The sequence below is a fragment of the Pikeienuella sp. genome (assembly GCF_046290545.1).
In the GTDB taxonomy this organism is placed as follows: domain Bacteria; phylum Pseudomonadota; class Alphaproteobacteria; order Rhodobacterales; family Rhodobacteraceae; genus Pikeienuella.
The window spans coordinates 138,682-162,197 of sequence record NZ_JBKAGV010000016.1 but is presented as its reverse complement, the minus strand read 5'-3'; the positions used below and the strand labels follow the sequence as shown (position 1 = coordinate 162,197).

The window sequence follows — 23,516 nt, the reverse complement described above, 5'->3', positions numbered from 1 at the left end:
GAAAATCCGCCCGCCGGGCCGGACCATGGGAGACAAGTCATGCGCCTCGCCGCCCTCGCCCCCGCCGCGCTGATGCTTGGCCTCCTCGCCGCGCCCGCGCTCGCGCAGTCCACCCTGACCGTGACGGGGGAGGGCCGCGCCTCGGCCGCGCCCGACCTCGCGATCATCTCCGTCGGCGTCGAGACGCGGGCGCCGACCGCCGCGGCGGCGATGGCGGAGAATGCGGGCAAGGCCTCCGCCCTCATCTCCGCCGCGAAATCCGCCGGCGTCGCGGATGCGGACATCCAGACCTCGGATCTCTCGATCTGGCCCGTCTACGAGGATTACCGGCAGGACCGGCCGGAAGGCCCGCGGCTCATCGGCTTCGCCGTCTCCAACCAGGTGACCGTCCGCCTGCGGGATCTCCCCGCCGCCGGCGCGGCGCTCGGCTCCCTCGTTGAGGCCGGTGCGAACCGGATGAACGGAATCGCCTTCGGCTTCGCCGACGAAACCCCGCTCCGCGACGCCGCCCGCCGCGCCGCGGTGGCGGACGCGAAGCGGAAGGCCGCGCTCTATGCGGAGGCGGCCGGCGTCGCGCTCGGCCCGATCCGGAGCATCGAGGAGGCGGGCTTTTTCGCTCCGCCGCGCCCGATGATGCGCGCCGCGGCGATGGAGGCGGCCTCCGCCCCCATCGAGGCGGGGGAGAGCGAGCTCTCCGCCTCGGTGACCATCGTCTGGGAGATCGGCGCGGCGGCCGAGTGAGCCGCCGCGCGCACGGTTCACCCGATCTTCACCTTTCCGCGCCATGCTCGCGCATCGGCGCGGATTCTTTTCGCCGTGCGGCTCGGGAAGCCCGGCGTCGACGGTCAAAAAGCGAAACCGGGCAAATCTGCAATACCCGTGTAATACGTTTGTAATACGCTTGTAATATCCGAACGCTGCGATATTTGATATGAATATCAACAGCTTGTCTGTGAAGGTCTGGTTTTCCCACCCGAAGGCCGAAAATCCCGCAACGCGCGCTCCCAAATCGCTCTCTTGCCGGTCGCCCCGCCCGCCTCTCAGGCGTTGCGCATCCCTACCGCCGCCGCGCCCCCCATTGCGCCAGCGCGAGCCCCGCGAGGATCATCGCCAGGGCCGCCCAGAAGGCCGGCGCCAGCGCCTCCCCGAGGATCGCCGCGCCGAAGAAGGCGGACCAGAGCGGCACCTGGTAATTGACCGTGGAAAAGAAGGGCGGCCCCGCCAGCGCGATGATCCGGAGCATCAGGATCTGCGCCAAAGCCGTCGCCCCGAGCCCCAGCGCGGCGATCAGCGCCCAGGACTTGAACGTGATCTCCGGCAGGTTCGGCTCCTCCAGCAGGAAGGCGAGCGGCAGCGAGACGAGCGCCGAAAGCGACATGATCGCCGCCGCCATCCCCGCCGGGTCGGTCGGCCCGGCGCGCGTCAGCACGATCCCGGTCGCGGTGTAGAGCAGCATCGCCCCGATGCTGGCGAGCTGGCCGAGCAGCGCGAGGTCGCTCTCCTCGCCCGCCAGCGCCTTCGGCCCGACGAGGAGGAGAACCCCGCCGAGCCCCGCCGCGAAGCCCATGATCCGCGGCCATTCCATCGGCTCCCCCGCGAGGAAGATCCGCGCGAGGAGGAGGGAGAGAAGCGGCATCGGCGCCATCAGCAGCCCCGTCATCGCCGAGGGGATATGCTGCTGCGCCCAGGAGATCAGCCAGAACGGCAGCACGGTGCCGAGCAGCGCGGCCCAGACCACCACCGCCCATGTCACCCCCCGCCGCGGCGCCCGCGCCCCCGTCGCGAAGGCGACGACGAGCAGGAACAGCGCCGCGCAGACAAGCCGCAGCGCCGCCAGCGTCATCGGCGGCACATCCCGCACCGCGATGTTGGTGAGCATGAAGCTCGACCCCCAGATGACGCCGAGCAGGAGCAGGAGCGCCCAGGCGAGGGCGGAGGGGCTTCGGCTCAAAGCGCCGCCTTCAACGCATCGAGGAACCGCGCCTCGTCCTCCCCGTCGCACCAGAGATGCGGCGTGATCCGGAGCGAGCCGCCACGAACCGAGAGATGCACGCCCTGCGCCGCCAGCTGCGCGAGCAGGTCCTCCGGCGCGCCCGCCGGCAGCTTCGCGGTCAGGAAATGCGGCCCCCGCGCCGCCTCCTTCATCACGTCGAGCCCCATGGCGGCGAGCGCCGCGCCGAGCCGCCGCGTCCGGTCCGCCAGCGTCTCCTCCACATCCGCCGCGCCCCAGCCGAGCAGCATGTCGAGCGCCGCGACAAGGCCCGGCAACAAAGCGAAATTCGCCCGCTCCCCCATGTCGAACCGCGTCGCGCCCGGCTCGTATTCGTCGGTATAGGCGACGAGCCCGGCGAAGTTCCGGCTGCCCTTCCGCCCGATCCAGCCCTCCTCCAGCGGCTCCCCGTCCCGCCTTTCGGGCGCGACATAAAGGAAGCCGGTGGCGTAGGGCCCCATCATCCACTTGTAGGCGGCGACGGCGGCGAAATCCGGCCGGATCGCCGCGAAATCCGTGATCATCGCGCCCGCCGACTGCGTGAGGTCGAGGACCAGCGCCGCGCCGACCTCGTCGCAGCGCCGCCGCACCGCCGCGAGGTCGATGAAGGCCCCTGTCGTCCAGAGCACGTTCGGCAGCGCCGCGACGGCGCAGCTTTCGTCGATCGCCGCCAGAACCGCCTCCGTCGCCGCCTCGCCCGGCGGCGGCGCGACGGTCACGACCTCCGCCCCCGTCTCCCGCGCCCGCCGCCGCCACGGGTAGACATGGGAGGGGAACTGGTCCGCCAGCAGCACGATCCGCCGGCCTTTCCCGAGGGGGACGTTCCGCGCCGCCGTCTCCACCCCGTAGCTCGCGGAGGGGACGAGCGCGACGCCCTCCGCCTCCGCGTTCACGAGCCGCGCGAACCGCGCCCGCGCCGCATCCGGCATGTCGTAGAAATCGGGTATCGTCAGCGTCCAGGGCCGCGCCTTCATCGCCGCGCCCCGCGCCAAAGCCGCCATCACCTCATGGGAGAGCGGGGACATGTAGGCGCAGTTCAGATAGGCGATCTCGCGCGGAATATCGAAACGCGCGCGCTGGCTGGGAATCATGGAGCTAACTCTTGATTTACGGCCACTACTCTTTCTTGTGGCCATTCATTGCTGTCACATATGCGCTTGTTTTATGCCAAGGCATACGCTTCGGAGGACGTCTTAACACTCTGCCAACGTAATCGAGTGGAAAACGGCAATTAGCCCACGCGAAAACTACGCCATACCTGAACTCGACGTTGCGAAGGGTTGGGAAAGCAGCGATCGCCTCCCTTAGCGCAAAAAAAGTCCCGCCGGTTCCGGTGTAGCCTTGTATCACCAAGACTCTCGATGCGCCGTGTTTCCGGATCGCCGAGGCGCACTCTTGCAGGTATTCAAACTGCACGTAAGCATTCGAGTTATTATAATAGTCCATGACCATAAAGGCGGGCTTTGAGCCGATATTGCCTGAGATGAAGCCTCCCCAGATGCCCCCGCTCCGTCCAAGACAGATAACCAAGTCAGGCACCCAGCCATCGCGACCTATGAGCCGAACGATTTTCATCGCCGCGGCGACGGAGTGACTCCAAGTAATTGGGAATATCTCGGCGAACAGGAAAAGACGGGCGGCGCCGAGGATCAATGTCGCTGCCAGCGCGAGTAGCGATGCCAAGCTACCCCACTCTGCAAGGCCCCATTCCTCGAAGCCTATGGATGCATAGAGCATCGAAAGTTCTTTCATCCGGTCCTGTCGTCCGCACCCATCGTATCGCGCTTTGATATCGCCTCTACGCCCCCTTTTGATCGGAATCGTAGCAGAGCGCCAGCCCCTCAGGTTCGGCCCGCGTCCAGACCTCCGTCTTGCCGAGCAGCGGCACGCCGAGATAGCCGCGCGCCTCCAGCCGCTCCCCCGCCGGGTTCAGCTCGAAATCGAAGGTCTGCCCCGTCTTGGGGTCATAGACCTTGCCGCCCGTCCAGCGACCGTCCTTCTCCGCGAGCCCGGTGATGACCTCGATCCCGCACCAGTGACGCTCCCGCAGCGCCGGGTCCGGGTTCTTCACGTCGAGCCGCGGGGCGCCGTCCTTGCCGACCATCTTCTTCATCCAGACAGTGCGGCCGCAAAGCCGCCCCTCGCCGCACTCGTAGATGTCGACGATCAGCCCCTGCTTCTCCGTGAGCCAGAGCCCGGTCGGCTTGCGCTCCCCCGCGACAAGCTCTGAAACCGCGGGAAGGGCGGCGATCAGGAGGGCGGCGAGGATCAGGCGTATCATCATGCGGCTTTCGATCGTTTGCGTGAATATGGCACGTGGGTGGGCGTAAATTCCGGCGCAAGGACCACACGCGCTCGCCGCGCCGCCGGTCCGCAGTTTTCACTCGGTCTTCTATTGCACAGGTCGCGCCGCTTTGCGACATTGTATTCCCAACATGCAACTTCTAGTCGAGAATTGTCGCGTGCAGTCCGATCCTACCGCCGAACTCAAGGCCATACTGCGTGATTTCGTGGCGGATCGGGATGTTCTGGACGTTGGCAGCGTCAATCATTTCTTCAAGGGGGCGAACTGGAGCCGCGGCTGGATATTCGATTTTCTTCTCAGCGAAGCGCGCGCCGTGCGGGGGATCGACATTGCGAAGCGGCAGGTCAGGGCGGCGCGGAAAGCCGGATACGACATCCGCGTCGCCGACGCCGAACTCTATCGGGCGGAGCGCCGGTTCGAGGTCGTCCTCGCCTCGGACCTGATCGAGCATCTCAGCAATCCCGGGATGTTCCTCGCCTGCGCGCGCGCGAATCTGGAGCCCGGCGGGCGCCTCGTGCTGGTCACGCCCAACGGTTACTGCCTGCGGGAGATCTACATGGTCGTGAAAGGGTGGACGAACGACCCGGACGTTCACTGGCAGCATGTCTGCTATTTCACGCCCCGCACCCTCACCGCCCTCGCCGCGCGGGCCGGCTTCGCGCTGGAAGAGATACGCTATGCGAACATCCACTATAAGCAGGTCTCCCCGCTGCAGAGGGTTCTTCTTTGGGTGAACCGGCGCTTCTGTCGCATCTTCCCCCGGTTCAGCCAGACGATGATCCTCGTCTTCCGCATGCAGGGCGAAGCCGGCGAAGGGGCGGCGCCGGGCGAATGCGCCGCCCTGTCATCCGAAAACGACAACTTGCCGATTGACCGCGCGCCCGCGCTCGCCTATCCGGGCTCCGGGCGCGTCGTCGGACAAGGGCGAGCGGCGGCGGGCTCAGAAAAATCGCCCTGACGTTGGAGCGCGTCCATGACGTTCCCTGAAATGCCCGGCTTCAAGCCGCGGCGGCCCGAATTCTCGTCGGGCCCCTGTCCGAAACACCCCGAATGGTCCGCCGAGGCCGTGATGGCCAAGGCCTGGCTCGGCCGGTCGCACCGCGCGAAGGGTCCGAAGGCGCAGCTGAAGGCCGCGATCGACCGCACCGCCGCGCTGCTCGGCGTTCCCGCCGGCTGGCGGGTCGGCATCGTCCCCGCCTCCGACACAGGGGCGGTGGAGATGGCGATGTGGTCCCTGCTCGGCCCGCGCCCGGTGGACGTGCTGACATGGGAAAGCTTCGGCGAGGGCTGGGCGACCGACATCGTCAAGCAGCTGAAGCTCGACGACGTGAACATCCTGAAGGCGCCCTACGGCGCCCTGCCGGACCTGTCCGCCGTCCGCCCCGCCGCGGATGTCGTCTTCACCTGGAACGGCACGACCTCCGGCGCCCGCGTCGCGAATGCGGACTGGATCGCGGCGGACCGCGCGGGCCTCGTCATCTGCGACGCCACCTCGGCCGCCTTCGCGCAGGATCTCGACTGGGCGAAGCTCGATGTCGTCACCTTCTCCTGGCAGAAGGTGCTTGGCGGGGAGGGGGCGCACGGCGTCCTCTGCCTCTCGCCCCGCGCGGTGGAGCGGCTCGAATCCTACGCCCCGCCCCGCCCGCTGCCGAAGGTCTTCCGCCTCACCAAGGGCGGAAAACTGATCGACGGTATCTTCGCGGGGGAGACGATCAACACCCCCTCCATGCTCGCCGTCGCGGATTATGCGGACGCGCTGGACTGGGCGGAGCGGATCGGCGGCCTCCCCGCCCTCCGCGCGCGGGCGGATGCCAACTTCGCCGCGCTCCAGGGCTGGGCGGACCGCTCCGGCTGGATCGCCAATCTCGTCTCCGAGCCCGCGCACCGCTCCAACACCTCCGTCTGCCTCCGGGTGACGGACCCGGAGGTCGCGGCGCTCGACGAGGCGGCGCAGGCGGCCTTCTGCAAGCGCATGGTCGCGCTGCTGGAGGCGGAGGAGGCGGCCTTCGACATCGGCGGCTATCGTGACGCGCCGCCGGGCCTCCGCATCTGGTGCGGCGCCACCGTTGAGACCGCGGACATCGAGGCGTTGACCCCGTGGCTCGACTGGGCCTTCGCCGCCGCGAAGGCGGAGCTCGCCGCCAAGGCCGCCTGACCCCTCCCGCCCCAGGCGGGGCGGGCTCACCCCATTCCGAAGAGCGCGGGCGCAGCCCCGCAGCGAAGAGGCTTACCACATGCCCAGGGTTCTCATTTCCGACGAGCTTTCCGACGCCGCCGTGCAGATCTTCCGCGACCGCGGGGTGGAGGTCGATTTCCGCCCCGAACTCGGCAAGGACGCCGAGGCGCTGAAGGCGGTCATCGGCGCGTATGACGGCCTTGCCGTCCGCTCCGCCACCAAGGCGACAAAGGAGATCATCGCCGCCGCGACGAACCTCCGCGTCATCGGCCGCGCCGGCATCGGCGTGGACAATATCGACATTCCCGCCGCTTCGGCGAAGGGGATCGTCGTGATGAACACGCCCTTCGGCAACTCCATCACCACGGCGGAGCACGCCATCGCGCTGATGTTCGCCGTCTCCCGCCAGCTTCCGGCGGCGGACGCCTCCACCCAGGCCGGCAAGTGGGAGAAGAACCGCTTCATGGGCGTGGAGATCACGGGCAAGACGCTGGGCCTGATCGGCTGCGGCAATATCGGCTCCGTCGTCGCCGCCCGCGCCATCGGGCTCCGCATGAAGGTCATCGCCTACGACCCGTTCCTCTCCCATGAGCGGGCGCTGGAGATGGGCGTCGAGAAGATCGAGGAGGTCGAACCCCTGCTGGCGCGGGCCGATTTCGTCTCCCTCCACCTGCCGAAGACGGAGAAGACGGCGAACATCCTCTCCGCCGAGCGCATCGCGAAGATGAAGCCCGGCGCCCGGCTCATCAACTGCGCACGCGGCGGATTGGTGGACGAGGAGGCGGTGGCGGCGGCCCTCAAGTCCGGCGCACTCGCCGGCGCCGGGTTCGACGTCTTCGCCGTGGAGCCGGCGAAGGAGAACCCGCTCTTCGGCTGCCCGAACTTCGTCGCCACCCCCCATCTCGGCGCCTCGACCTCGGAAGCGCAGGAGAACGTGGCGCTCCAGGTCGCCGAGCAGATGGCGGATTATCTCGTGCACGGCGCCATCTCCAACGCCCTCAACGCGCCTTCCGTGACGGCGGAGGAGGCGCCGCTCCTGAAGCCCTGGATCGCGGTCGCCGAAACGCTCGGCGGCTTCGCCGGCCAGGTGACGGAGACGGCGATCAAGGAGATCGAGATCGAATATGTCGGCGATGTCGGCCGCCTGAACCAGAAGCCGCTCACCGCCGCCCTCGTCGCCGCCCTCCTCACGCCGCTGGTGGGGGAGGGGACGGTCAACATGGTCTCCGCCCCCCTCGTCGCCCGCGAGCGCGGCGTGAAGATCGCCGAGACGCGGAAGGACGCGCAAGGCGCCTACGGCTCCTACATGCGCCTGATCGTGACGACGGAGGTGCAGACGCGCGCCGTCGCCGGCACGGTCTATGGCGACGGCAAGCCGCGGATCATCCAGATCAAGGGCATCGGGCTCGAGGCGGAGCCGATGGCGCACATGCTCTACACCACGAACTCGGACACGCCGGGCTATATCGGCGCGCTCGGCATGAAGCTCGGCGCCCTCGGCGTAAACATCGCCACCTTCGCGCTCGGCCGGGCGGACAAGGGCGGCGAGGCCATCGCCCTCCTCGGCGTGGACGAGCCGGTGAACGCGGCGATGCTGGCGGAGATCGCCGCGCTGCCGCAGGTGCTTCAGGCGAAGGCGCTGCGCTTCTGAGGGGCGACAAGAAACTGTCGCCGAGGCATGATCCTCTCCGCCGGAAAGCGGAGAGGGCATGATGGACGACAAGCCGGAAACGGGCGCGGAAGACTGGCTGGCCGCCGAGCTGGCCGAGACGCTGGACGAGGATTACGAGCTCGAGCTCGAGGACATCGTGCTCAGCACGAAGATCAAGGAGATCTACCGCAAGGCGCATCCGCCCTCGCTGGAGCGGCATGACTACATCGCGCAGCTTCTCCGCCTCCAGTCCGAGCTCATCAAGCTGCAGGACTGGGTCTCGCATCACAAGAAGAAGGTCGTCGTTCTCTTCGAGGGGCGGGACAGCGCGGGCAAGGGCGGCGTCATCAAGCGCATCACGCAGCGGCTCAACCCGCGCGTCTGCCGCGTCGTCGCGCTCCCCGCGCCGAGCGACCGCGAGAAGTCGCAATGGTATTTCCAGCGCTACGTCCCGCATCTGCCCGCGGGCGGGGAGATCGCGCTCTTCGACCGCTCCTGGTACAACCGCGCCGGGGTCGAGCGGGTGATGGGCTTCGCCTCGGAGGACCAGGTGGAGCAGTTCTTCCATGACGTGCCGGAATTCGAGCGGATGCTGGTCCGCTCCGGCATCATCCTCGTGAAATACTGGTTCTCGATCACGGACGAGGAGCAGCAGATGCGCTTCCTCATCCGCATCCACGACCCGATGAAGCAGTGGAAGCTCTCCCCCATGGACCTCCAGAGCCGCGTGCGGTGGGAGGCCTACACCAAGGCGAAGGAGGAGATGCTGGCCCGCACCAACATCCCCGAGGCGCCGTGGCACATCGTCCAGGGGAACGACAAGAAGCGGGCGCGGCTGAACTGCATCGACCATTTCCTGACGCAGATTCCCTACGAGCCCGTGCCGCACGAGGAGGTCCACCTCCCCGAGCGCGTCTACAACCCGGAATACGAGCGCCGCGTCCTGCCGGACGAACTCTACGTGCCCCGGAAATACTGACTGGCGAAGGGCTTCCGCCGCGCTATGCTCCGTTCCAGCAAGCATTGAGCGAGCCCAGGGAGCAGAAAATGGCGGAAGCCCCCATTCCGGCGCAGAAGGCGCCCTATCCGGTCGAGGTCGAGGCGGGGAAAACCTATTTCTGGTGCTCCTGCGGCCGCTCGTCGAAGCAGCCCTTTTGCGACGGCAGCCACAAGGACACCGGCCTCGCCCCCGTGAAGTTCGAGGCGGCGGAGGCCGGCAAGGTCTTCTTCTGCGGCTGCAAGGCGAGCGGAAACGGCGTCCGCTGCGACGGTTCGCACAACAAGCTGTGAGCTTCCGGGGCTTCGCGCCCGGAGCCTGAGCCGTCTTCGCCGGGCCGGCGGCGCCGGCGCTCAGCCGAACGCCGCCGACGCGACCGAGGAGAGGAGGGCGAGGAACACGCCGAGCGTCGCCGCGCCGGCAAGGATCGGGTTCTCGTTGACCGGCAGATAAAAGAAGAGCGCGCGCACCACGGCGCCGAGCGGCGGCCATCTCCGCATCAGGTCGAGCACCGCCGCGAGGAACAGCGGCAATCCGGAAATTGCCGCGGCGTAGAAATAGACCGACGTGACCGCCTCCAGCCGCAACCCCGCCGCCAGGGTGGGAAGAACGGCCCGGAGCCCCGCCGCCGGATCGCCGCCGAAGGAGCCGAAGAGCGGGGCCGAAGCGAAGTAGACCGCCGAAAGCCCGATCGCGAACAGCGCGACGCGAAGCGCCATGTCGGCGAGCAGCGCCGGCCAGAGCCCGAGCCCGGAGGCGGAGAGTCGGGCTTCCAGTGCGAACATGATCTGCAGGGCGACATAGTTGACGAGGAATACGGTGAGCACCCCCTCGGTCAGGAACTGTCGCAGGTAGTAGGCTCGGGCGATCCCGCTCGTCAGGAAGCTTTCCGCGAATTGGGGCGCCAGGAAGGCGAAGCCGAGCAGGAAGATGAGGATGGAGGCGACGGAGAACGCGAGGGTCACGAGGACGAAGCGCGCCGTCGCGCCCGGCGGCCCGAGCAGCTCGTGATAGATCGCAAACGCCCCCTCCGGGCGCACGAAACGGTCGGCGAGTGCGGCCCAGATCGCCTTCCGCCCCGCGGGGGAGAGCAGCAGCTTGTCCAGACTCCAGAAAAGCGCGGGCAGGCCCAGCAGGAGGCCGAAGGTCCTCAGGACAAGGTTGACTGTCTCCGACTGGCCGAACAGGAAATCGATGACCGTCTGCATGATCGCTCCGCTGACGCGCGGGACAGAGCATAGCGCGCCGGCGCCGGCCCCGCGACCTTTTCCCGGTTTCGGCGCGCGGCGCGCCGCCTTATAAGGCCGCGGATCAACGCGGAGCGTGAGCATGGCGAATGTGGCGGTCGTCGGCGCCCAGTGGGGCGACGAGGGCAAGGGAAAGATCGTGGACTGGCTCTCCGAGCGGGCGGACGTCATCGTCCGCTTCCAGGGCGGGCACAACGCCGGGCACACGCTGGTGATCGGCGGCGTGGTCTACAAGCTCTCGCTCCTCCCCTCCGGCATCGTCCGGCCGGGCAAGCTCTCCGTCATCGGCAACGGCGTCGTGCTGGACCCGTGGGCGCTCCTCTCGGAAATCGAGAAACTGACGGGGCAAGGCGCCGCCATCTCGCCCGAGAGCCTGATGGTGGCGGAGAACGCGCCGCTCATCCTCCCCGTCCACCGCGATCTCGACCAGCTGCGGGAAGCGGCGGCGGGCGCGGCGAAGATCGGCACGACCGGGCGCGGCATCGGCCCCGCCTATGAGGACAAGGTGGGCCGCCGCGCGATTCGCGTCGCGGACCTCGCCGACGAGGCGACGCTGGATGCGCGGCTCGACCGCCTGCTCGCCCATCACGACCCGCTCCGCCGCGGCCTCGGCGTCGAGCCGGTGGACCGGGCCGCGCTGAAGGCGGAGCTGATGGCGGTCGCGCCGAAGATCCTCCCCTATGCCGGCCCGGCCTGGCGCGTGCTGGCGGAGAAGCGGCGGGAGGGCAGGCGCATCCTCTTCGAGGGCGCGCAGGGGGCGCTCCTCGACATCGATTTCGGCACCTATCCCTATGTCACCTCCTCCAACACGCTCTCCGGCATGGCGGCGACCGGCTCCGGCCTCGGCCCGAACGCGGTGGATTTCGTGCTCGGCATCGTGAAGGCCTACACCACCCGCGTCGGCGAGGGCCCGTTCCCGACCGAGCTTCGGGATGCGGACGGCGAACGGCTCGGCGAGCGCGGCCGCGAATTCGGCACCGTCACGGGCCGGAAGCGCCGCTGCGGCTGGTTCGACGCGGCGCTGGTGAAGCAGACCTGCATGCAATCCGGCGTCCGCGGCGTCGCGCTGACGAAGCTGGACGTGCTGGACGGGTTCGAGACGCTGAAGATCTGCACCGGCTACCGCGTCGGCGGCGAGGTCGTCGACTTCCTGCCCATCGCCGCGGCGCGGCAGGCGGCGGCGGAGCCGATCTACGAGGAGATGCCCGGCTGGTCCGAAAGCACGGAGGGCGCCCGTTCCTGGGCCGATCTCCCCGCGGCGGCGATCAAGTATGTCCGGCGGGTGGAGGAGCTGATCGGCTGCCCCGTCGCCCTCCTCTCCACCTCGCCGGAGCGGGACGACACGATCCTCGTCACCGACCCCTTCGCGGACTGAGCCGATGAAGCTTTCCTACAAGGCGCGGCGGCGCCTCTCCCTCGTCCTGCTGCTGGTCTGGCTGCCGCTCTTCGTCGTCGCGGCCGTCTCGGTGATGAACTGGCTGGACCGGCCGCCGCTCTGGCTCGAAGTGCTGATCTACGCCGGGCTCGGCGTGATCTGGGCGCTGCCCTTCCGCTTCGTCTTTCGCGGGATCGGAAAGCCCGATCCCGACGCCTGAACGCACAGGCCGGCTTCAGGCGCGAAGCCGGCCTTCATGGCCGAAGCGCGCGGCGCGGGAGAGGGAGTAGAGGCCGTCCTCCTCCCGCACCAGAACACCGTTCTTCAGGAGGGTGCGGAACGCCTTCATCCGCGCCTCGAGGCTGTATCCGGCCGCAGCCTCGATGCCGGACAGCGCCTGCATCACGTCGCGACGGCTGAAGCGGGGCCGCTCTTCGGACAGGGCGAGCCAGGCCGCCGCCGCCTCCACATGTTCCGTAAGTCCGTTCGCCCCCGCCTCGGCGGCGAAGGCCGCCGGGCCGGAAAGCGCCGTGCGAACCGGCCGCACGAGGGCGAGGCGCGGCTCCGGCGCGCGCGCCGCCGGGTCGAGGCGCGGCAGCGCGGCCTCGGACGCTTCGCGGAGCCGGCGGAACGGCCCCTCCGCATCTAGGGGCGCTTCTTCCGCGGCCGTAGCCTGCGGCATGATCCGGCGCAGGAAGCCGAACCGACCGACATCCGGCTCCTTGCCCGGCGCGGCGGCGGCCGGTTCGACGGGCGCCGGCTCGGCGGGCCGCTCCGCCGCGGCCGTGTCGTCCGTCTCGGCGAACAGGAAATTGTCCGTTTCCGACTCCGCGGCTTCGGACGCTGCGGCGCTCTCCGAAACGGCGCGCGCTTGCGAGGAGAATGCGGTCGCCGGGCGCGCTGCGGGCTCGGCGCCGGATGCGTCGTCCGCTTTGGCCTTCTCCGCCCGGATGATGCGCACCCGTGGCTGCGGGGCGGCTTCCGCGGTCGTGGGCGCAGGTTTGGCAATCCGCTCGCCCGCCGGCTCGTCCCGATCCTTCAGCCGGGCGCGCATCGCTGCGAACTCGGCGAGAAGCGCCGGATCCATCCCGGCGAGATGCGCGGGCGTCGCCGATTGCTCCGGGGGCGGCGGCGCTTCAACTGCGGGGGCGGCGGAAACGGTCACTCCGGCGCCTCGCGGCGAAACCGAAGCCCCGAGCCGCGCGGCGTTCTCTCCCAGGACTTCCGCGAACCGCGCGCGAAGCCGCGCCGCTTCGGGCGCGCCGCCGGCGATCAGCGCGGGGCTCGTCTCCGCGACGGCGACATAAAGGCCGAGGATCTTGTCGAGCACGCGGAGCGGGTCGTCATAGCCGACGATCTCACAATCGAACTCGCCGAAGGCGAGCTTCACGCGTCTGTCCTGATTCGTATCGAAAGCCATTCCAAATTCCCCACCACCGCTCCGGGCCTCGCTCGGCGCGCCTCCCGGCCCCCGCCGGAAAATGCGCACTCAGCCCGATTGCGTTCACATGTTCGACAAGTCTAAGCCATAAATCGCGAAAGAAAACCGCTCGTTTGCAGCGAGAGCACTTTTTTCGCCATTCGCGCGTCGGTTGCATGAACGGAGGCGGACATGGAGGGTCGGATCGGGTTCACCCGCGGAGCGACCCTTCTCGGCGCGGCGCCGGAGCGCGCCGCGCTGGAAGAGGCCCTCCGCCGGGCGCCCGCGCTCGTCTGCGCAGACGGGGGCGCGAACGGGCTGCCGGCGGGCGTGACTCCGGAAGCGGTGATCGGCGATCTCGATTCGCTCGAGAATGTCGCCGGCTGGGCCGCGCGCCTCGGCCCGCGCCTGATCCGCGTCGAGGAGCAGGAGACGACCGATCTCGAGAAATGCCTGCTCCGGGTGGAGGCGCCGTTCTTCCTCGGCGTCGGTTTCCTCGGCGGGCGGGTGGACCATGAGCTCGCCGCCCTCCACGCGCTCGTCGCCGATCCGCGCCCGATCCTGCTGCTCGGGCGGGAGGATGTCGTCTTCTCCGCCGGCCGCGGGCTCGCGCTGGACCTGCCGGCCGGCGTCCGCCTCTCGCTCCTTCCGATGCGGCGCGTGCTGGCGGAGGCGGGCGCCGGGCTGCGCTGGCCGGTCGGCGGGCTGGTCTTCGAGGCCGGCGCGCGGATCGGTTCGTCGAACGAGACGACCGGCCCCGTCTCGCTCGGCTTCGACCGTCCCGGCGCGCTCGTGATCCTGCCGCGCGCCCGGCTTGACGCGGCGCTCTCCGGCCTGTTGAACCGCGGCGAAACGCAAGAAGGAACCATGCCGGATGGAGCTTCCTGAGAACCCGGCGGACCGCGCCAAGTTCGCCGCAGCGCGCCGCGCCCTCGATTATGTGGAGGCGGGCATGAAGCTCGGCCTCGGCACAGGGTCCACCGCGAATTTCCTCGTCCGCCTGCTGGCCGAGGCTCCGCGCGCCTCCACCCTTCTCTGCGTGCCGACCTCCAGCCGCACCGCGACCCTCGCCGCCTCGCTCGGCCTCCGCGTCGCGACGCTGGAGGAGGCGGGGGCGCTCGACCTGACGATCGACGGGGCGGACGAGATCGACCCCGCGCTGAACCTCGTCAAGGGCGGGGGCGGCGCGCTCCTGCAGGAGAAGATCGTCGCCGCCGCCTCCCGCCGGATGCTGGTGATCGCCGACGCCGGCAAGCCCGTGCCCACGCTCGGCGCCTTCCCGCTGCCGGTGGAGGTCGTGCGCTTCGGCTGGCGGGCGACGATGGGCCATGTCGCGAAGCTGTTGGAGCGGGAGGATGTGGGCGGCCGCGCGATCCGCCTCCGGGGCGGGGAGGCCGCGCCCTTCGTGACGGACGAGGGCCACCATATCCTCGATCTCAACCTCCGGCGGATCGGCGACGCGCCGGGCCTCGCGACGCGGCTCAACGCGCTCCCCGGCGTGGTGGAGACGGGGCTCTTCATCGGCCTCGCCGCGGGGGCGGTGATTGGCCATGAGGACGGGCGGGCGGAGATCATGGAGCCGCCGGAGGCGGATTGACGCTCCGGGGGCCGGCTGCGCCCCGACTTGCATTGCGCCGCGGGCGGGCGGCGCCTAAGTTGCCCGCGACGGAAACGGGGCCGCGCCCCGGATGACCTCGACAGGACGGCGGATGGCGGACGGCTTCGACTATGATCTTTTCGTCATCGGCGGCGGCTCCGGCGGCGTGCGGTCCGCGCGCATGGCGGCGCAGGGCGGCGCGAAGGTCGCCATCGCGGAAGAGTATCGCTACGGCGGCACCTGCGTGATCCGCGGCTGCGTCCCGAAGAAGCTGATGGTCTACGCCTCCGCCTTTTCCGAAGCCTTCGAGGATGCGGAGGGATTCGGCTGGACGGTCGGGCCGCGGACCTTCGACTGGACGAAGCTGATCGCGGCGAAGGACCGGGAGATTGCGCGGCTCGAAGGCCTCTACGAGCGCAATGTCGGCGCCGCGGGCGCGACGGTGCTCAAGACGCGCGCCACCGTCGCCGGCCCGCACGAGGTCCGGCTCGCCGACGGAAGGATCGTGAGCGCGAAGCACATCCTCGTCGCCACCGGCGGCGCGCCCTTCGTCCCGGAGATCCCGGGCGCGGAGCACGCCATCACCTCGAACGAGATCTTCCACCTCCCCGCGTTGCCGCGGCGGGTGGTGATCGTCGGCGGCGGCTACATCGCCTGCGAATTCGCCTGCATCCTGAACGGCCTCGGCGCCGAGGTGACGCAGGTCTACCGGGGCGAGCTGATCCTCCGCGGCTTCGATGCGGACATTCGCGCCCATGTCTCGGCGGAGATGTTGCGGAAGGGAATCACCCTTCGCTACGGCTGCGACGTGATGGCGATCGAGAAGGCCGAGGGCGGCGCGCTCCGCCTGGTGATGGAGGATGGCGAGGCCATGGAGGCCGATTGCGTCTTCTATGCCACTGGCCGCCGGCCCAACACGGAGGGCCTCGGGCTGGAGGCGGCGGGCGTGACGCTGAAGCCGAACGGCGCCGTCGCGGTGGACGAATGGTCCCAGACCAGCGTGCCCTCGATCTACGCCGTTGGCGACGTGACGGACCGCGCCGCGCTCACCCCCGTCGCGATCCGCGAGGGGGCGGCTTTTGTCGAGACGGTGTTCAACGCGAACCCGACGAAGCCCGATCACACCGATATCCCCACGGCGGTCTTTACTCAGCCGGAAATCGGCACAGTTGGCCTTGCCGAGACGGCGGCGCGCGCGCTCGGGGATGTGGAGATCTATCGCTCGACCTTCCGCCCCATGCTGGCGACCCTGTCAGGGCGGGAGGAGAAGATGCTGATGAAGCTCGTCGTCACGAAGGCGGACCGCCGCGTGCGCGGCGTTCATATCGTCGGCCACGGCGCCGGGGAGATGATCCAGCTCGCCGGAATCGCGGTGAAGATGGGCGCGACGAAGGAGGATTTCGACCGGACGGTCGCGGTCCACCCGACCGCGGCCGAGGAACTGGTCACGATGCGCGCGCCTGTCTGACGGGGTCCCGTCAGGCGGAGGCGGCGCGCAGGGAGAGGAAGGAATGCCCATGTCGAGCAATGGCGGCGGCCCCTGGGGGGGCGGCGGAGGAGATGGCGGCGGGAAGAGCCCCTGGGGCGGCGGCGGCGGCGGAGGGCGCGGCCCCGGTCGCGGCGGCGGCCAGCGCCCGCCTGACATTGAGGAAATTCTGAAGGAGGGCCGCGACCGGCTCAAGGTCATCATGGGCGGCGGCGGAGGCGGCCGCGGCCCGCGGGGAACCGGCGGCGGCGGGCAGGGGCTCGGTAAGGGTGGGATCGCGCTGATCGTCCTCGCGGCGGTCGGGTTCTATCTCTGGAACGCGCTTTACACCGTGCGGCCGGAAGAGCGCTCCGTCGTCCTCACCTTCGGCGAGCGCTCCGGCATCGGCGAGCCGGGCCTCAACTTCATCCTCTGGCCGATCCAGTCCCGCGAGATCATCCCGGTTACGCGGGAGAACACGGTCGACATCGGCTCCGGACCTTCGGGAGCTCAGCGCGCGAGCCGGGCTTCGGACGAGGGCCTGATGCTGACGGGCGACGCCAACATCATCGACATCGGGTTCCAGCTCGTCTGGAACATCCGCGACCCGCAGCAGTACCTCTTCAATCTGGCCAACCCGGAGCAGACAGTCGCCGCCGTCGCGGAATCCGCGATGCGTGAGGTGATCGGCCGCTCGGAGATGAAGCCGATCCTGAACCGGGACCGCGCCATCGTCAGCCAGGAAGTGCAGGAGCTGATCCAGACGACGCTCGACAGTTATGAGAGCGGGATCAACGTCGTCCGCGTGAACTTCGACAAGGCGGATCCGCCGCAGGAGGTGATCGACGCCTTCCGCGACGTGCAGGCCGCGGAGCAGGAGCGGGACACGCTGGAGAAACGTGCGGACGCCTACGCCAACGAGCGCCTCGCCGGCGCGCGCGGCGAGGCGGCGCAGCAGATCCAGGAGGCCGAGGGCTACCGCGCCCGCGTCGTCAACGAGGCGGAAGGCGAGGCGAGCCGGTTCAAGGCCGTATTCGAGGAATATGCCAAGGCGCCGGAAGTCACCCGCAAGCGTCTCTTCCTCGAGACGATGGAGCGGGTCTACGGCGGCATCGACAAGATCATCATCGACCAGCAGATCGGAGACAGCGGTCAGGGCGTTGTGCCTTACCTGCCTCTCAACGAGCTCCGGAGGACCAACTGATGCCCCGCAGCTATATCATCGTCGGCGTCATCGCCGCGCTGCTCTTCACGGCGCTCTCCTCCGTCTACATCGTGGACGAGCGGAAACAGGCCATCGTGCTCCAGTTCGGCCAGGTGAAGGCGGTGAAGCAGGATCCCGGCCTCGCGTTCAAGATTCCGTTCATCCAGAACGTCGTCTTCTACGAGGACCGTATCCTGCCTCTGGACACGCAGCCGCTGGAAGTCACCCCGCTGGACGAGCGGCGGCTCGTGGTAGAGGCCTTCGCGCGCTGGCGGATCATCGATCCGGTCCGCTTCCGGCTCGCCGTCGCCGGCGGGGCGGAGCTTGCGGGCGCGCAGCGGCTCGACTCGATCCTGAATGCGGCGCTCCGCGGCGTGCTCGGCAACGTGAACAGCCGGGACATTCTCTCGGCCGAGCGGTCCGGCATGATGACGGCGATCCGCGACGCGGCCCGCCGGCCGGCGGAGAATCTCGGCGTCGAGGTTATCGACGTGCGGATCAAGCGCGCCGATCTCCCGCAGCAGAACCTCCAGGCGACCTTCGCGAGGATGCAGGCCGAGCGTGAGCGCGAGGCGGCGGACGAGCGGGCGCGCGGCGCGGAGGCGGCGCAGGTCGTCCGCGCGACGGCGGACCGGCAGGCGGTGGAGCTCGTCTCCGAAGCGCGCCGGGAATCCGAGATCGTCCGAGGCGAGGCGGATGCCGCGCGGAACGCCGTCTTCGCCGAGGCCTTCGGGCGGGACCCGGAATTCTTCGCCTTCTACCGCAGCCTCTCCGCCTACGAGCAGGCGCTGCAGGGGAGCAATTCCTCCATGGTCATCTCGCCGGACAGCGAGTTCTTCGACTTCCTCAAGTCGGATCAGGGGCGGCCGGCGCCGCTGCAATGAAGATCGCGCCGCCGGAACGGCGGCGCGCTCACGTTTGGGAAATGCTCTGAAACGTTTCGGTTGGATTATCGACTCCCGAGGCGTATCTCAGCGTCACAAGCTGGCGCCGCTCCGGGCGGCGCGCATCGACAAGACCCGAGGAGGCTTGACGTGTTTCTGCCCGAACTTTCGTTGAACCCGCTGCGCGCGCTTTTCGTCGCCGCCTTCGTCGGCGTGACGGCGCTCTCGGCCCCGGCGCAGGCCGCGCCGGAGAGCTTCGCCGATCTCGCCGAGCGGCTGAGCCCAGCGGTGGTCAACATCTCCACGAGCCAGACTGTCGAGGCGCCGCAGCGCGGCCCACGGCCGCAACTGCCTCCCGGCTCCCCGTTCGAAGACCTGTTCCGGGACTTCTTCGACGGCGAACGCAACCAGGGCCCGCGCACGACGAATTCGCTCGGCTCCGGGTTCGTGATCGCGCCCGAGGGCTTCATCGTCACGAACAATCACGTGATCGAGAACGCCGACGAGATCATGGTGAACTTCATCGACGGCGCCTCCCTCCCGGCGACGCTGGTCGGCACCGACCCGAAGACCGACATCGCCGTGCTGAAGGTGACCCCGCCGCAGCCGCTCCCCTTCGTGCCCTTCGGGGACAGCGACGCCTCCCGCGTCGGCGACTGGGTGATCGCCATCGGCAACCCGTTCGGGCTCGGCGGCTCCGTCTCCGCGGGCATCATCTCCGCCCGCAACCGGGACATCAATTCCGGCCCCTATGACGACTTCATCCAGACGGACGCCGCAATCAACCGCGGCAATTCCGGCGGCCCGCTCTTCAACATGGCGGGGGAGGTGATCGGCGTGAACACGGCGATCATCTCGCCCTCCGGCGGCTCCATCGGCATCGGCTTCTCCGTCCCCTCCGCGCTGGTGAAGACCGTGGTGGCGCAGCTCCGCGAATTCGGCGCGACGCGCCGCGGCTGGCTCGGCGTGAAGATCCAGCAGGTGACCCCGGAACTGGCCGAGGGCCTCGGCCTCGAAAAGCCGTCCGGCGCGCTTGTCTCCGAAGTGACCTCGGGCGGCCCGGCGGCTTCCGGCGGCGTCGAGGCCGGCGACGTCATCATGAAGTTCGACGGCCGCGACATCAACGAGATGCGCGACCTCCCGCGGATGGTTGCGGAAACGGAGGTCGGGAAGGATGTGCGGGTTGTCGTCTGGCGCAAGGGCAAGACGCAGACCGTGAAGGTCGTGCTCGGCCTCCTTGACGAAGGGGCGGGGGCGCCCGGCCCGGATGTGGACGCGCCGGAAGCCCCGGCGACCGCGGAAAGCGCGCTCGGCATGAAGATGGAGCCGCTCACGGCGAAGAACCGCACGGATTATGACGTCGCGGCCGATGCGAAGGGCGTCCTCGTGGTCGAGGTCGAGGCCGGCAGCGCCGCCGCCGAGAAGGGCATCCGCCCGGGCGACGTGATCGTCGAGGTGGCGCAGGAGGAGGTCGTGACGCCCGCCGATGTTCGCGGCGGCGTGGCGCGGGCCAAGGAGGAAGGCCGCAAGTCCCTCCTCATCCTCGTCCGCACTGGCGACGAGAAGCGTTTCGTCGCGCTGACCGTCAACTGACGCCGGAAGCGGCGGCGCGCGAGCGCCGCGCGCGCCAGCTTCGCGGCAAGGTTCATCCCCACGCCGGGGAGGGACCACGGGCATACCGCGATGCAGATGCCGCAGCCCTGATGCTCGTTGAAATAGGGCAGGCAGCGGTCGAACTCGACATACCACTTCTCCACGCCCCTCACGAGCCGCTTGTCCGGCGCCAGCGCCTCCGGCGGGCAGGCGTCCTCGCAGATCCGGCAGTTGAGGCAGAACTCGTCCACCCCCGGGTCGTCAGCCGGAGTCGGCGCGAAGGGCGCGTCGGTCAGCACGGCGGCGAGCCGGAACGAGGCGCCGTATTCCGCCGAGATGATCGAGCCATGCTTGCCGAGCTGGCCGAACCCGCAATCGATCGCCGGCGGAATGAGGAGGAGCTCCCCCGTCATCGGCCCGGTCACGGGCCGCGCCTCCCATCCCTGCTCCCTGAGCCAGGAGGCGACCGACTTCGCCGCAGCCCCTGCGCGCCCGTACTGCCGCACGACCTCAGCGCCCGCGCGCGTCTCCGGCGCCGTACTGATCTCCTCGAAATCGTGGGCGACGCCGATCATCAGCACCCGGCTCTCGGTCGTGGCGGCGCCCTCGGTGAGATATCCGGGGCGCATCTCGGCCACGCCCGCCATCTCGAACGCGCCCGCGCCGGCCATGGCGAGGAACGCCGCCGTCCAATCCTCGGGGCTCCGTTCCGCCCGCGATTCCGAAAGCGGCGAGATCGGCGCGGAGAGGATGCGCGCCCGCTCCGCCCGCGCCCTTCCGATATGCGGGTCGTCGGGGTCGCGCGTGTAGAACCAGCGCTGCAAGGCCCCGTGCGGGATGTCGTCCGGGTTCGGCGCCCAATAGACCATGCGCGCCGGACGCGGCTCCGCCTCGCCGAGGCCGTTGATCGCATCGCCCGAAACGGCGGGAAAGAGTGCGGCTTGCTCCGGGTCGGGCGTGAAGGGGCGGTAGGGGTTCTCGCGGGCCATGGGCTGAGCCTAGCAGGCCCCGCGCGCGTCGTCAGCCGAGGACGTAGTCCAGCGTCCAGAGCCAGCCCGAGGCGGTCACCACGGAAACCGCCGTCGCGATGATGACGGTCGAGGCGACCTCCCCCTCCGCGCGCTGATACATGGAGGAGAACATGTAGGCGTTCACCCCCGGCGCCATAGCCGCCATGATCGTGGCCGAGCGGACAAAGCCCGGCTCCAGCGCGAAGACATGGTGCGAGAGCGTGAAGGCGATGGCCGGATGCACCAGCGTCGAAAGCGCGGTGATCGTCAGCGCCTCGCCGAGCGTCGAGCGGATGCGATAGCGGCTGAGCACGCCGCCGAGCCCGAAGAGCGCGGCCGGGAGCGCGGCGCGCCCGATCATGTCCGCCGCATCCGCCGCCGCCTCCGGCAGGGGCAGGCCGGTCACGTTGGCGAGAAGCCCGGCGGCGGAGGCCATGGAGATCGGGTTTCGGAACATCGCCGTCGCGGCGATCCGCGCCGTCTCCGCCCCGCTCCGCCCGTCCGCCCGCGCGATCTCCATCGCGGTGATGCCGACGAGATAGCAGAACGGCGCATGGATCGCGATCAGCGCGAAATTCGGCGCCAGCGCCGCGGTTCCATAGGCCTGCTCCGTCACCGCAAGGCCGAGCAGGACGGAATTGGAGAAGAGCGCGGCGAAGCCGAGCGCCACGGATTCCCCCGGCCGCCGCCCGAACCCCTTTCGCGCCGCGAGATAGCCGAGCGCGAAGCAGAAGAGCGCGCCGGAGTAGAAGCTGACCATCAGGCCCGGGTCGAAATTCGCGCCGAGGTCGAGCCGGATCAGCGCCATGAAGAGAAGGCAGGGCACTGCAACGGATTGCGCGAACTTCATCAGCGCCCCCACCGCCTCTTCCGGGAACCGGCCGAACCGGACGAGCGCGTAGCCCGAGCCGACCACGAGGAAGACGGGAAGGACGGTGTTGAGAACGCCTAGCATGGCTGGCATGCGGGCGCGGCGTTTGGCCGTTCAGAGCGGAAAGTCGATCCGCATCCCGTCATAGGCGGGCTCCACATGGTCGGGGGTCTCCGCCTTCAGCGTCTCGTAGTCGAGATCGATATGCATGTTCGTGATGATCGCGCGCGGCACGGCGGAACGGGCGATCCAGTCGAGCGTCAGCGAAAGATGCGCATGGGTCGGGTGCGGATCATAGCGGAGCGCGTCCACCACCCAGCACTCCGCGCCTTCGAGCGCGGCCCATCCCTCTTCCGTCATCTTCACGACATCCGGCAGATATGCGAGCGGCCCGATGCGAAAGCCGAGCGCGTCGATGGAGCCGTGGCTCACCTCGAACGGCGCCGCCTCCACCGGCCCGCCCGCGCCCTCGATCCGCACCGGCCCGTCGAGCGGGCGGAGGTCGAGGATCGGCGGATAGGGGCTGCCCTCGGGCTGGGCGAAGGCGTAGCCGAAGCGGGAAAGAAGGCTGTTCGCCGTCTTCCCGTCGGCCCAGACGGGGAGCCGCCGCCGCTGGTTGAAGACGATCATGCGGAGATCGTCGAGCCCGTGAACATGGTCCGCATGTTCATGGGTATAGAGCACGCCGTCGAGATTGCCGACGCCGGCGTCCAGCAATTGCGAGCGGAGATCGGGCGACGTGTCGATCAGCACCCGCGTCACGCCCTCTGGCCCCTCGCGTTCCACCAGCATCGAGCAGCGGCGGCGATGGTTCTTGGGGTTCGTCGGGTCGCAGCGGCCCCAATGGCCGCCGAGCCGCGGCACCCCGCCCGAGGAGCCGCAGCCGAGAATGGTGAACGAGAGCCGCCCGCTCATGCCGCCTGCGCCCGCGTCCAGGCGGCGGCCTTGGCGAAGAGCCGGTCGAAATTGGCCGTCGTCGCGCGGGCGAACTCCGCGAGGCTCACGCCCTTCACCTCGGCCCCGACCTTGGCGGTCAGGGCGGTATAGGCCGGCTCGCAGCGCCTGCCCCGATGCGGCGGCGGGGCGAGATAGGGCGCGTCCGTCTCCACGAGAATCCGGTCGAGCGGCGCCGCGGCGAAGACGGCGCGCACCGCCTCCGCATTCCTGAACGTCGCGACGCCGGACATCGAGAGATAAAAGCCGAGCGAAAGCGCCGTCTCCGCCAGCGCCGCGCCGGAGGAAAAACAGTGCATCACGCAGCCGAACGCGCCCTTCGCGCGCTCTTCCGTCAGGATCCGCGCCATGTCCTCGTCCGCGTCGCGCGCATGGATCACGAGCGGCAGGCCGGTGCGCCGCGCCGCCTCGCAATGCACGCGGAGCGAGGCCTGCTGCGCCGCCGCGCTCTCCCGCGTGTAGTGATAATCGAGCCCCGTCTCCCCGATCGCGACCATCTTCGGATGCCGGGCGAGGGCGACGAGCGCCTCCACGCTCGCCGGCGCCTCCTCCGCCACGCTCATCGGATGGACTCCGGCGGCGTAGAACACGCCCGGATAGGCCTCGGCGATGGCGCGCACCTCGGGTTCGGTGGGCAGGCGCGTGCAGATCGTGACCATCCGGCGCACCCCCGCCGCCTCCGCCCGCGCGACGACCGCATCGAGCTCCCCGGCCAGCGCCGGAAAGTCGAGATGGCAATGGCTGTCCACAAGTTCGGGGGGCGTTTCGGCGTTCATG

General features: G+C 69.4%; 23 protein-coding genes and 1 pseudogene. 14 read left to right on the top strand and 10 right to left on the bottom strand.

The window, feature by feature from the left end; genetic code table 11:
• Positions 1-39 precede the first annotated feature (39 nt).
• A complete protein-coding gene (locus tag ACE37J_RS15985; protein WP_409712704.1) occupies positions 40-741 on the top strand; it encodes an SIMPL domain-containing protein in 702 nt (233 codons plus the stop codon).
• A gap of 316 nt (positions 742-1,057) precedes the next feature.
• Here ACE37J_RS15985 and ACE37J_RS15980 read toward each other — a convergent pair whose 3' ends face one another.
• Genes ACE37J_RS15980 through ACE37J_RS15965 form a run of 4 tightly spaced genes read right to left on the bottom strand, consistent with a single transcriptional unit; the run spans position 1,058 to position 4,274 of the window.
• Entirely contained in the window at positions 1,058-1,951 is an 894-nt protein-coding gene (locus ACE37J_RS15980; protein WP_409712702.1) for a DMT family transporter, read from the bottom strand.
• Positions 1,948-3,081, bottom strand: a complete 1,134-nt coding sequence (locus tag ACE37J_RS15975; RefSeq protein ID WP_409712700.1) for an aminotransferase class V-fold PLP-dependent enzyme — start codon at positions 3,079-3,081, stop codon at positions 1,948-1,950. The genes ACE37J_RS15980 and ACE37J_RS15975 overlap by 4 nt, the downstream gene beginning before the upstream one ends.
• Positions 3,082-3,106: 25 nt before the next feature.
• Positions 3,107-3,742 carry a hypothetical protein gene (locus ACE37J_RS15970; RefSeq protein ID WP_409712698.1) on the bottom strand — a complete coding sequence of 212 codons (636 nt, stop codon included), beginning with the start codon at positions 3,740-3,742 and terminating at the stop codon, positions 3,107-3,109.
• 46 nt (positions 3,743-3,788) lie between these two features.
• Positions 3,789-4,274, bottom strand: coding sequence for a DUF2147 domain-containing protein (locus ACE37J_RS15965; protein WP_409712696.1), 486 nt, complete (start codon positions 4,272-4,274; stop codon positions 3,789-3,791).
• A gap of 178 nt (positions 4,275-4,452) precedes the next feature.
• On the opposite strand from ACE37J_RS15965, the gene ACE37J_RS15960 reads away from it, so the two are divergent.
• The 5 genes from ACE37J_RS15960 to ACE37J_RS15940 all read left to right on the top strand — a co-directional run bounded on the left by ACE37J_RS15960 (position 4,453) and on the right by ACE37J_RS15940 (position 9,412).
• Positions 4,453-5,253: a class I SAM-dependent methyltransferase gene (locus tag ACE37J_RS15960; protein ID WP_409712694.1), complete on the top strand. Its 801-nt coding sequence runs from the start codon at positions 4,453-4,455 to the stop codon at positions 5,251-5,253.
• Between the two features lie 15 nt (positions 5,254-5,268).
• On the top strand, positions 5,269-6,450 hold the full coding sequence (locus tag ACE37J_RS15955; protein ID WP_409712692.1) for a phosphoserine transaminase: 1,182 nt from the start codon (positions 5,269-5,271) through the stop codon (positions 6,448-6,450).
• 79 nt (positions 6,451-6,529) lie between these two features.
• Positions 6,530-8,122 carry a phosphoglycerate dehydrogenase gene (serA, locus tag ACE37J_RS15950; RefSeq protein WP_409712690.1) on the top strand — a complete coding sequence of 531 codons (1,593 nt, stop codon included), beginning with the start codon at positions 6,530-6,532 and terminating at the stop codon, positions 8,120-8,122.
• 58 nt (positions 8,123-8,180) lie between these two features.
• Entirely contained in the window at positions 8,181-9,101 is a 921-nt protein-coding gene (gene ppk2 / locus ACE37J_RS15945; protein WP_409712688.1) for a polyphosphate kinase 2, read from the top strand.
• 68 nt (positions 9,102-9,169) lie between these two features.
• Positions 9,170-9,412, top strand: coding sequence for a CDGSH iron-sulfur domain-containing protein (locus tag ACE37J_RS15940; RefSeq protein WP_409712686.1), 243 nt, complete (start codon positions 9,170-9,172; stop codon positions 9,410-9,412).
• 60 nt (positions 9,413-9,472) lie between these two features.
• Here ACE37J_RS15940 and ACE37J_RS15935 read toward each other — a convergent pair whose 3' ends face one another.
• Positions 9,473-10,327, bottom strand: a complete 855-nt coding sequence (locus tag ACE37J_RS15935) for a hypothetical protein (protein ID WP_409712684.1) — start codon at positions 10,325-10,327, stop codon at positions 9,473-9,475.
• A gap of 121 nt (positions 10,328-10,448) precedes the next feature.
• On the opposite strand from ACE37J_RS15935, the gene ACE37J_RS15930 reads away from it, so the two are divergent.
• Positions 10,449-11,741 (top strand): adenylosuccinate synthase, encoded by a 1,293-nt coding sequence (locus ACE37J_RS15930; RefSeq protein WP_409712682.1) that lies wholly within the window; start codon positions 10,449-10,451, stop codon positions 11,739-11,741.
• A gap of 4 nt (positions 11,742-11,745) precedes the next feature.
• Positions 11,746-11,961, top strand: coding sequence for a DUF2842 domain-containing protein (locus ACE37J_RS15925; protein ID WP_409712680.1), 216 nt, complete (start codon positions 11,746-11,748; stop codon positions 11,959-11,961).
• A gap of 15 nt (positions 11,962-11,976) precedes the next feature.
• On the opposite strand, the gene ACE37J_RS15920 is transcribed toward ACE37J_RS15925, so the two are convergent.
• Complete coding sequence (locus tag ACE37J_RS15920) at positions 11,977-13,161, bottom strand: hypothetical protein (protein WP_409712678.1); 1,185 nt, start codon at positions 13,159-13,161, stop codon at positions 11,977-11,979.
• A gap of 192 nt (positions 13,162-13,353) precedes the next feature.
• Between ACE37J_RS15920 and ACE37J_RS15915 the strand changes: the two genes are divergently transcribed.
• From ACE37J_RS15915 to ACE37J_RS15890, 6 genes are all read left to right on the top strand, one after another.
• On the top strand, positions 13,354-14,049 hold the full coding sequence (locus tag ACE37J_RS15915; protein ID WP_409712676.1) for a thiamine pyrophosphokinase: 696 nt from the start codon (positions 13,354-13,356) through the stop codon (positions 14,047-14,049).
• Positions 14,036-14,758 carry a ribose-5-phosphate isomerase RpiA gene (rpiA, locus tag ACE37J_RS15910; protein ID WP_409712674.1) on the top strand — a complete coding sequence of 241 codons (723 nt, stop codon included), beginning with the start codon at positions 14,036-14,038 and terminating at the stop codon, positions 14,756-14,758. The genes ACE37J_RS15915 and rpiA overlap by 14 nt, the downstream gene beginning before the upstream one ends.
• A gap of 91 nt (positions 14,759-14,849) precedes the next feature.
• Positions 14,850-16,226: a glutathione-disulfide reductase gene (gene gor / locus ACE37J_RS15905; RefSeq protein WP_409712672.1), complete on the top strand. Its 1,377-nt coding sequence runs from the start codon at positions 14,850-14,852 to the stop codon at positions 16,224-16,226.
• 49 nt (positions 16,227-16,275) lie between these two features.
• A complete protein-coding gene (hflK, locus tag ACE37J_RS15900; RefSeq protein WP_409712916.1) occupies positions 16,276-17,427 on the top strand; it encodes an FtsH protease activity modulator HflK in 1,152 nt (383 codons plus the stop codon).
• Entirely contained in the window at positions 17,427-18,311 is an 885-nt protein-coding gene (gene hflC, locus ACE37J_RS15895; protein ID WP_409712670.1) for a protease modulator HflC, read from the top strand. Before hflK ends, hflC begins: the two co-directional genes overlap by 1 nt.
• 150 nt (positions 18,312-18,461) lie before the next feature.
• The gene (locus tag ACE37J_RS15890) at positions 18,462-19,904 is read left to right on the top strand and encodes a DegQ family serine endoprotease (protein WP_409712668.1); all 1,443 of its coding nucleotides are present in this window, start codon (positions 18,462-18,464) and stop codon (positions 19,902-19,904) included.
• Positions 19,905-19,990: 86 nt separating this feature from the next.
• Here the strand turns inward: ACE37J_RS15890 and ACE37J_RS15885 are convergent.
• The 4 genes and pseudogenes from ACE37J_RS15885 to ACE37J_RS15870 all read right to left on the bottom strand — a co-directional run.
• Positions 19,991-20,317, bottom strand: a pseudogene (locus ACE37J_RS15885) (4Fe-4S dicluster domain-containing protein); the annotation flags it as partial.
• Positions 20,318-20,924: 607 nt separating this feature from the next.
• The gene (locus ACE37J_RS15880; RefSeq protein ID WP_409712666.1) at positions 20,925-21,878 is read right to left on the bottom strand and encodes an AEC family transporter; all 954 of its coding nucleotides are present in this window, start codon (positions 21,876-21,878) and stop codon (positions 20,925-20,927) included.
• A 21-nt stretch (positions 21,879-21,899) separates the two neighbouring features.
• On the bottom strand, positions 21,900-22,700 hold the full coding sequence (locus ACE37J_RS15875; RefSeq protein ID WP_409712664.1) for an MBL fold metallo-hydrolase: 801 nt from the start codon (positions 22,698-22,700) through the stop codon (positions 21,900-21,902).
• Positions 22,697-23,515: a TatD family hydrolase gene (locus ACE37J_RS15870; protein ID WP_409712662.1), complete on the bottom strand. Its 819-nt coding sequence runs from the start codon at positions 23,513-23,515 to the stop codon at positions 22,697-22,699. The genes ACE37J_RS15875 and ACE37J_RS15870 overlap by 4 nt, the downstream gene beginning before the upstream one ends.
• Between the last annotated feature and the right edge of the window lies 1 nt (position 23,516).

Coding starts and splice junctions, on each gene's coding strand:
- ACE37J_RS15985 (WP_409712704.1), top strand. CDS start 40: ATGCGCCTCGCCGCCCTCGCCCCCGCCGCGCTGATGCTTGGCCTCCTC.
- ACE37J_RS15975 (WP_409712700.1), bottom strand. CDS start 3,081: ATGATTCCCAGCCAGCGCGCGCGTTTCGATATTCCGCGCGAGATCGCC.
- ACE37J_RS15970 (WP_409712698.1), bottom strand. CDS start 3,742: ATGAAAGAACTTTCGATGCTCTATGCATCCATAGGCTTCGAGGAATGG.
- ACE37J_RS15965 (WP_409712696.1), bottom strand. CDS start 4,274: ATGATGATACGCCTGATCCTCGCCGCCCTCCTGATCGCCGCCCTTCCC.
- ACE37J_RS15955 (WP_409712692.1), top strand. CDS start 5,269: ATGACGTTCCCTGAAATGCCCGGCTTCAAGCCGCGGCGGCCCGAATTC.
- serA (WP_409712690.1), top strand. CDS start 6,530: ATGCCCAGGGTTCTCATTTCCGACGAGCTTTCCGACGCCGCCGTGCAG.
- ppk2 (WP_409712688.1), top strand. CDS start 8,181: ATGATGGACGACAAGCCGGAAACGGGCGCGGAAGACTGGCTGGCCGCC.
- ACE37J_RS15940 (WP_409712686.1), top strand. CDS start 9,170: ATGGCGGAAGCCCCCATTCCGGCGCAGAAGGCGCCCTATCCGGTCGAG.
- ACE37J_RS15935 (WP_409712684.1), bottom strand. CDS start 10,327: ATGCAGACGGTCATCGATTTCCTGTTCGGCCAGTCGGAGACAGTCAAC.
- ACE37J_RS15930 (WP_409712682.1), top strand. CDS start 10,449: ATGGCGAATGTGGCGGTCGTCGGCGCCCAGTGGGGCGACGAGGGCAAG.
- ACE37J_RS15925 (WP_409712680.1), top strand. CDS start 11,746: ATGAAGCTTTCCTACAAGGCGCGGCGGCGCCTCTCCCTCGTCCTGCTG.
- ACE37J_RS15920 (WP_409712678.1), bottom strand. CDS start 13,161: ATGGCTTTCGATACGAATCAGGACAGACGCGTGAAGCTCGCCTTCGGC.
- ACE37J_RS15915 (WP_409712676.1), top strand. CDS start 13,354: ATGGAGGGTCGGATCGGGTTCACCCGCGGAGCGACCCTTCTCGGCGCG.
- rpiA (WP_409712674.1), top strand. CDS start 14,036: ATGGAGCTTCCTGAGAACCCGGCGGACCGCGCCAAGTTCGCCGCAGCG.
- gor (WP_409712672.1), top strand. CDS start 14,850: ATGACCTCGACAGGACGGCGGATGGCGGACGGCTTCGACTATGATCTT.
- hflK (WP_409712916.1), top strand. CDS start 16,276: ATGTCGAGCAATGGCGGCGGCCCCTGGGGGGGCGGCGGAGGAGATGGC.
- hflC (WP_409712670.1), top strand. CDS start 17,427: ATGCCCCGCAGCTATATCATCGTCGGCGTCATCGCCGCGCTGCTCTTC.
- ACE37J_RS15880 (WP_409712666.1), bottom strand. CDS start 21,878: ATGCCAGCCATGCTAGGCGTTCTCAACACCGTCCTTCCCGTCTTCCTC.
- ACE37J_RS15875 (WP_409712664.1), bottom strand. CDS start 22,700: ATGAGCGGGCGGCTCTCGTTCACCATTCTCGGCTGCGGCTCCTCGGGC.
- ACE37J_RS15870 (WP_409712662.1), bottom strand. CDS start 23,515: ATGAACGCCGAAACGCCCCCCGAACTTGTGGACAGCCATTGCCATCTC.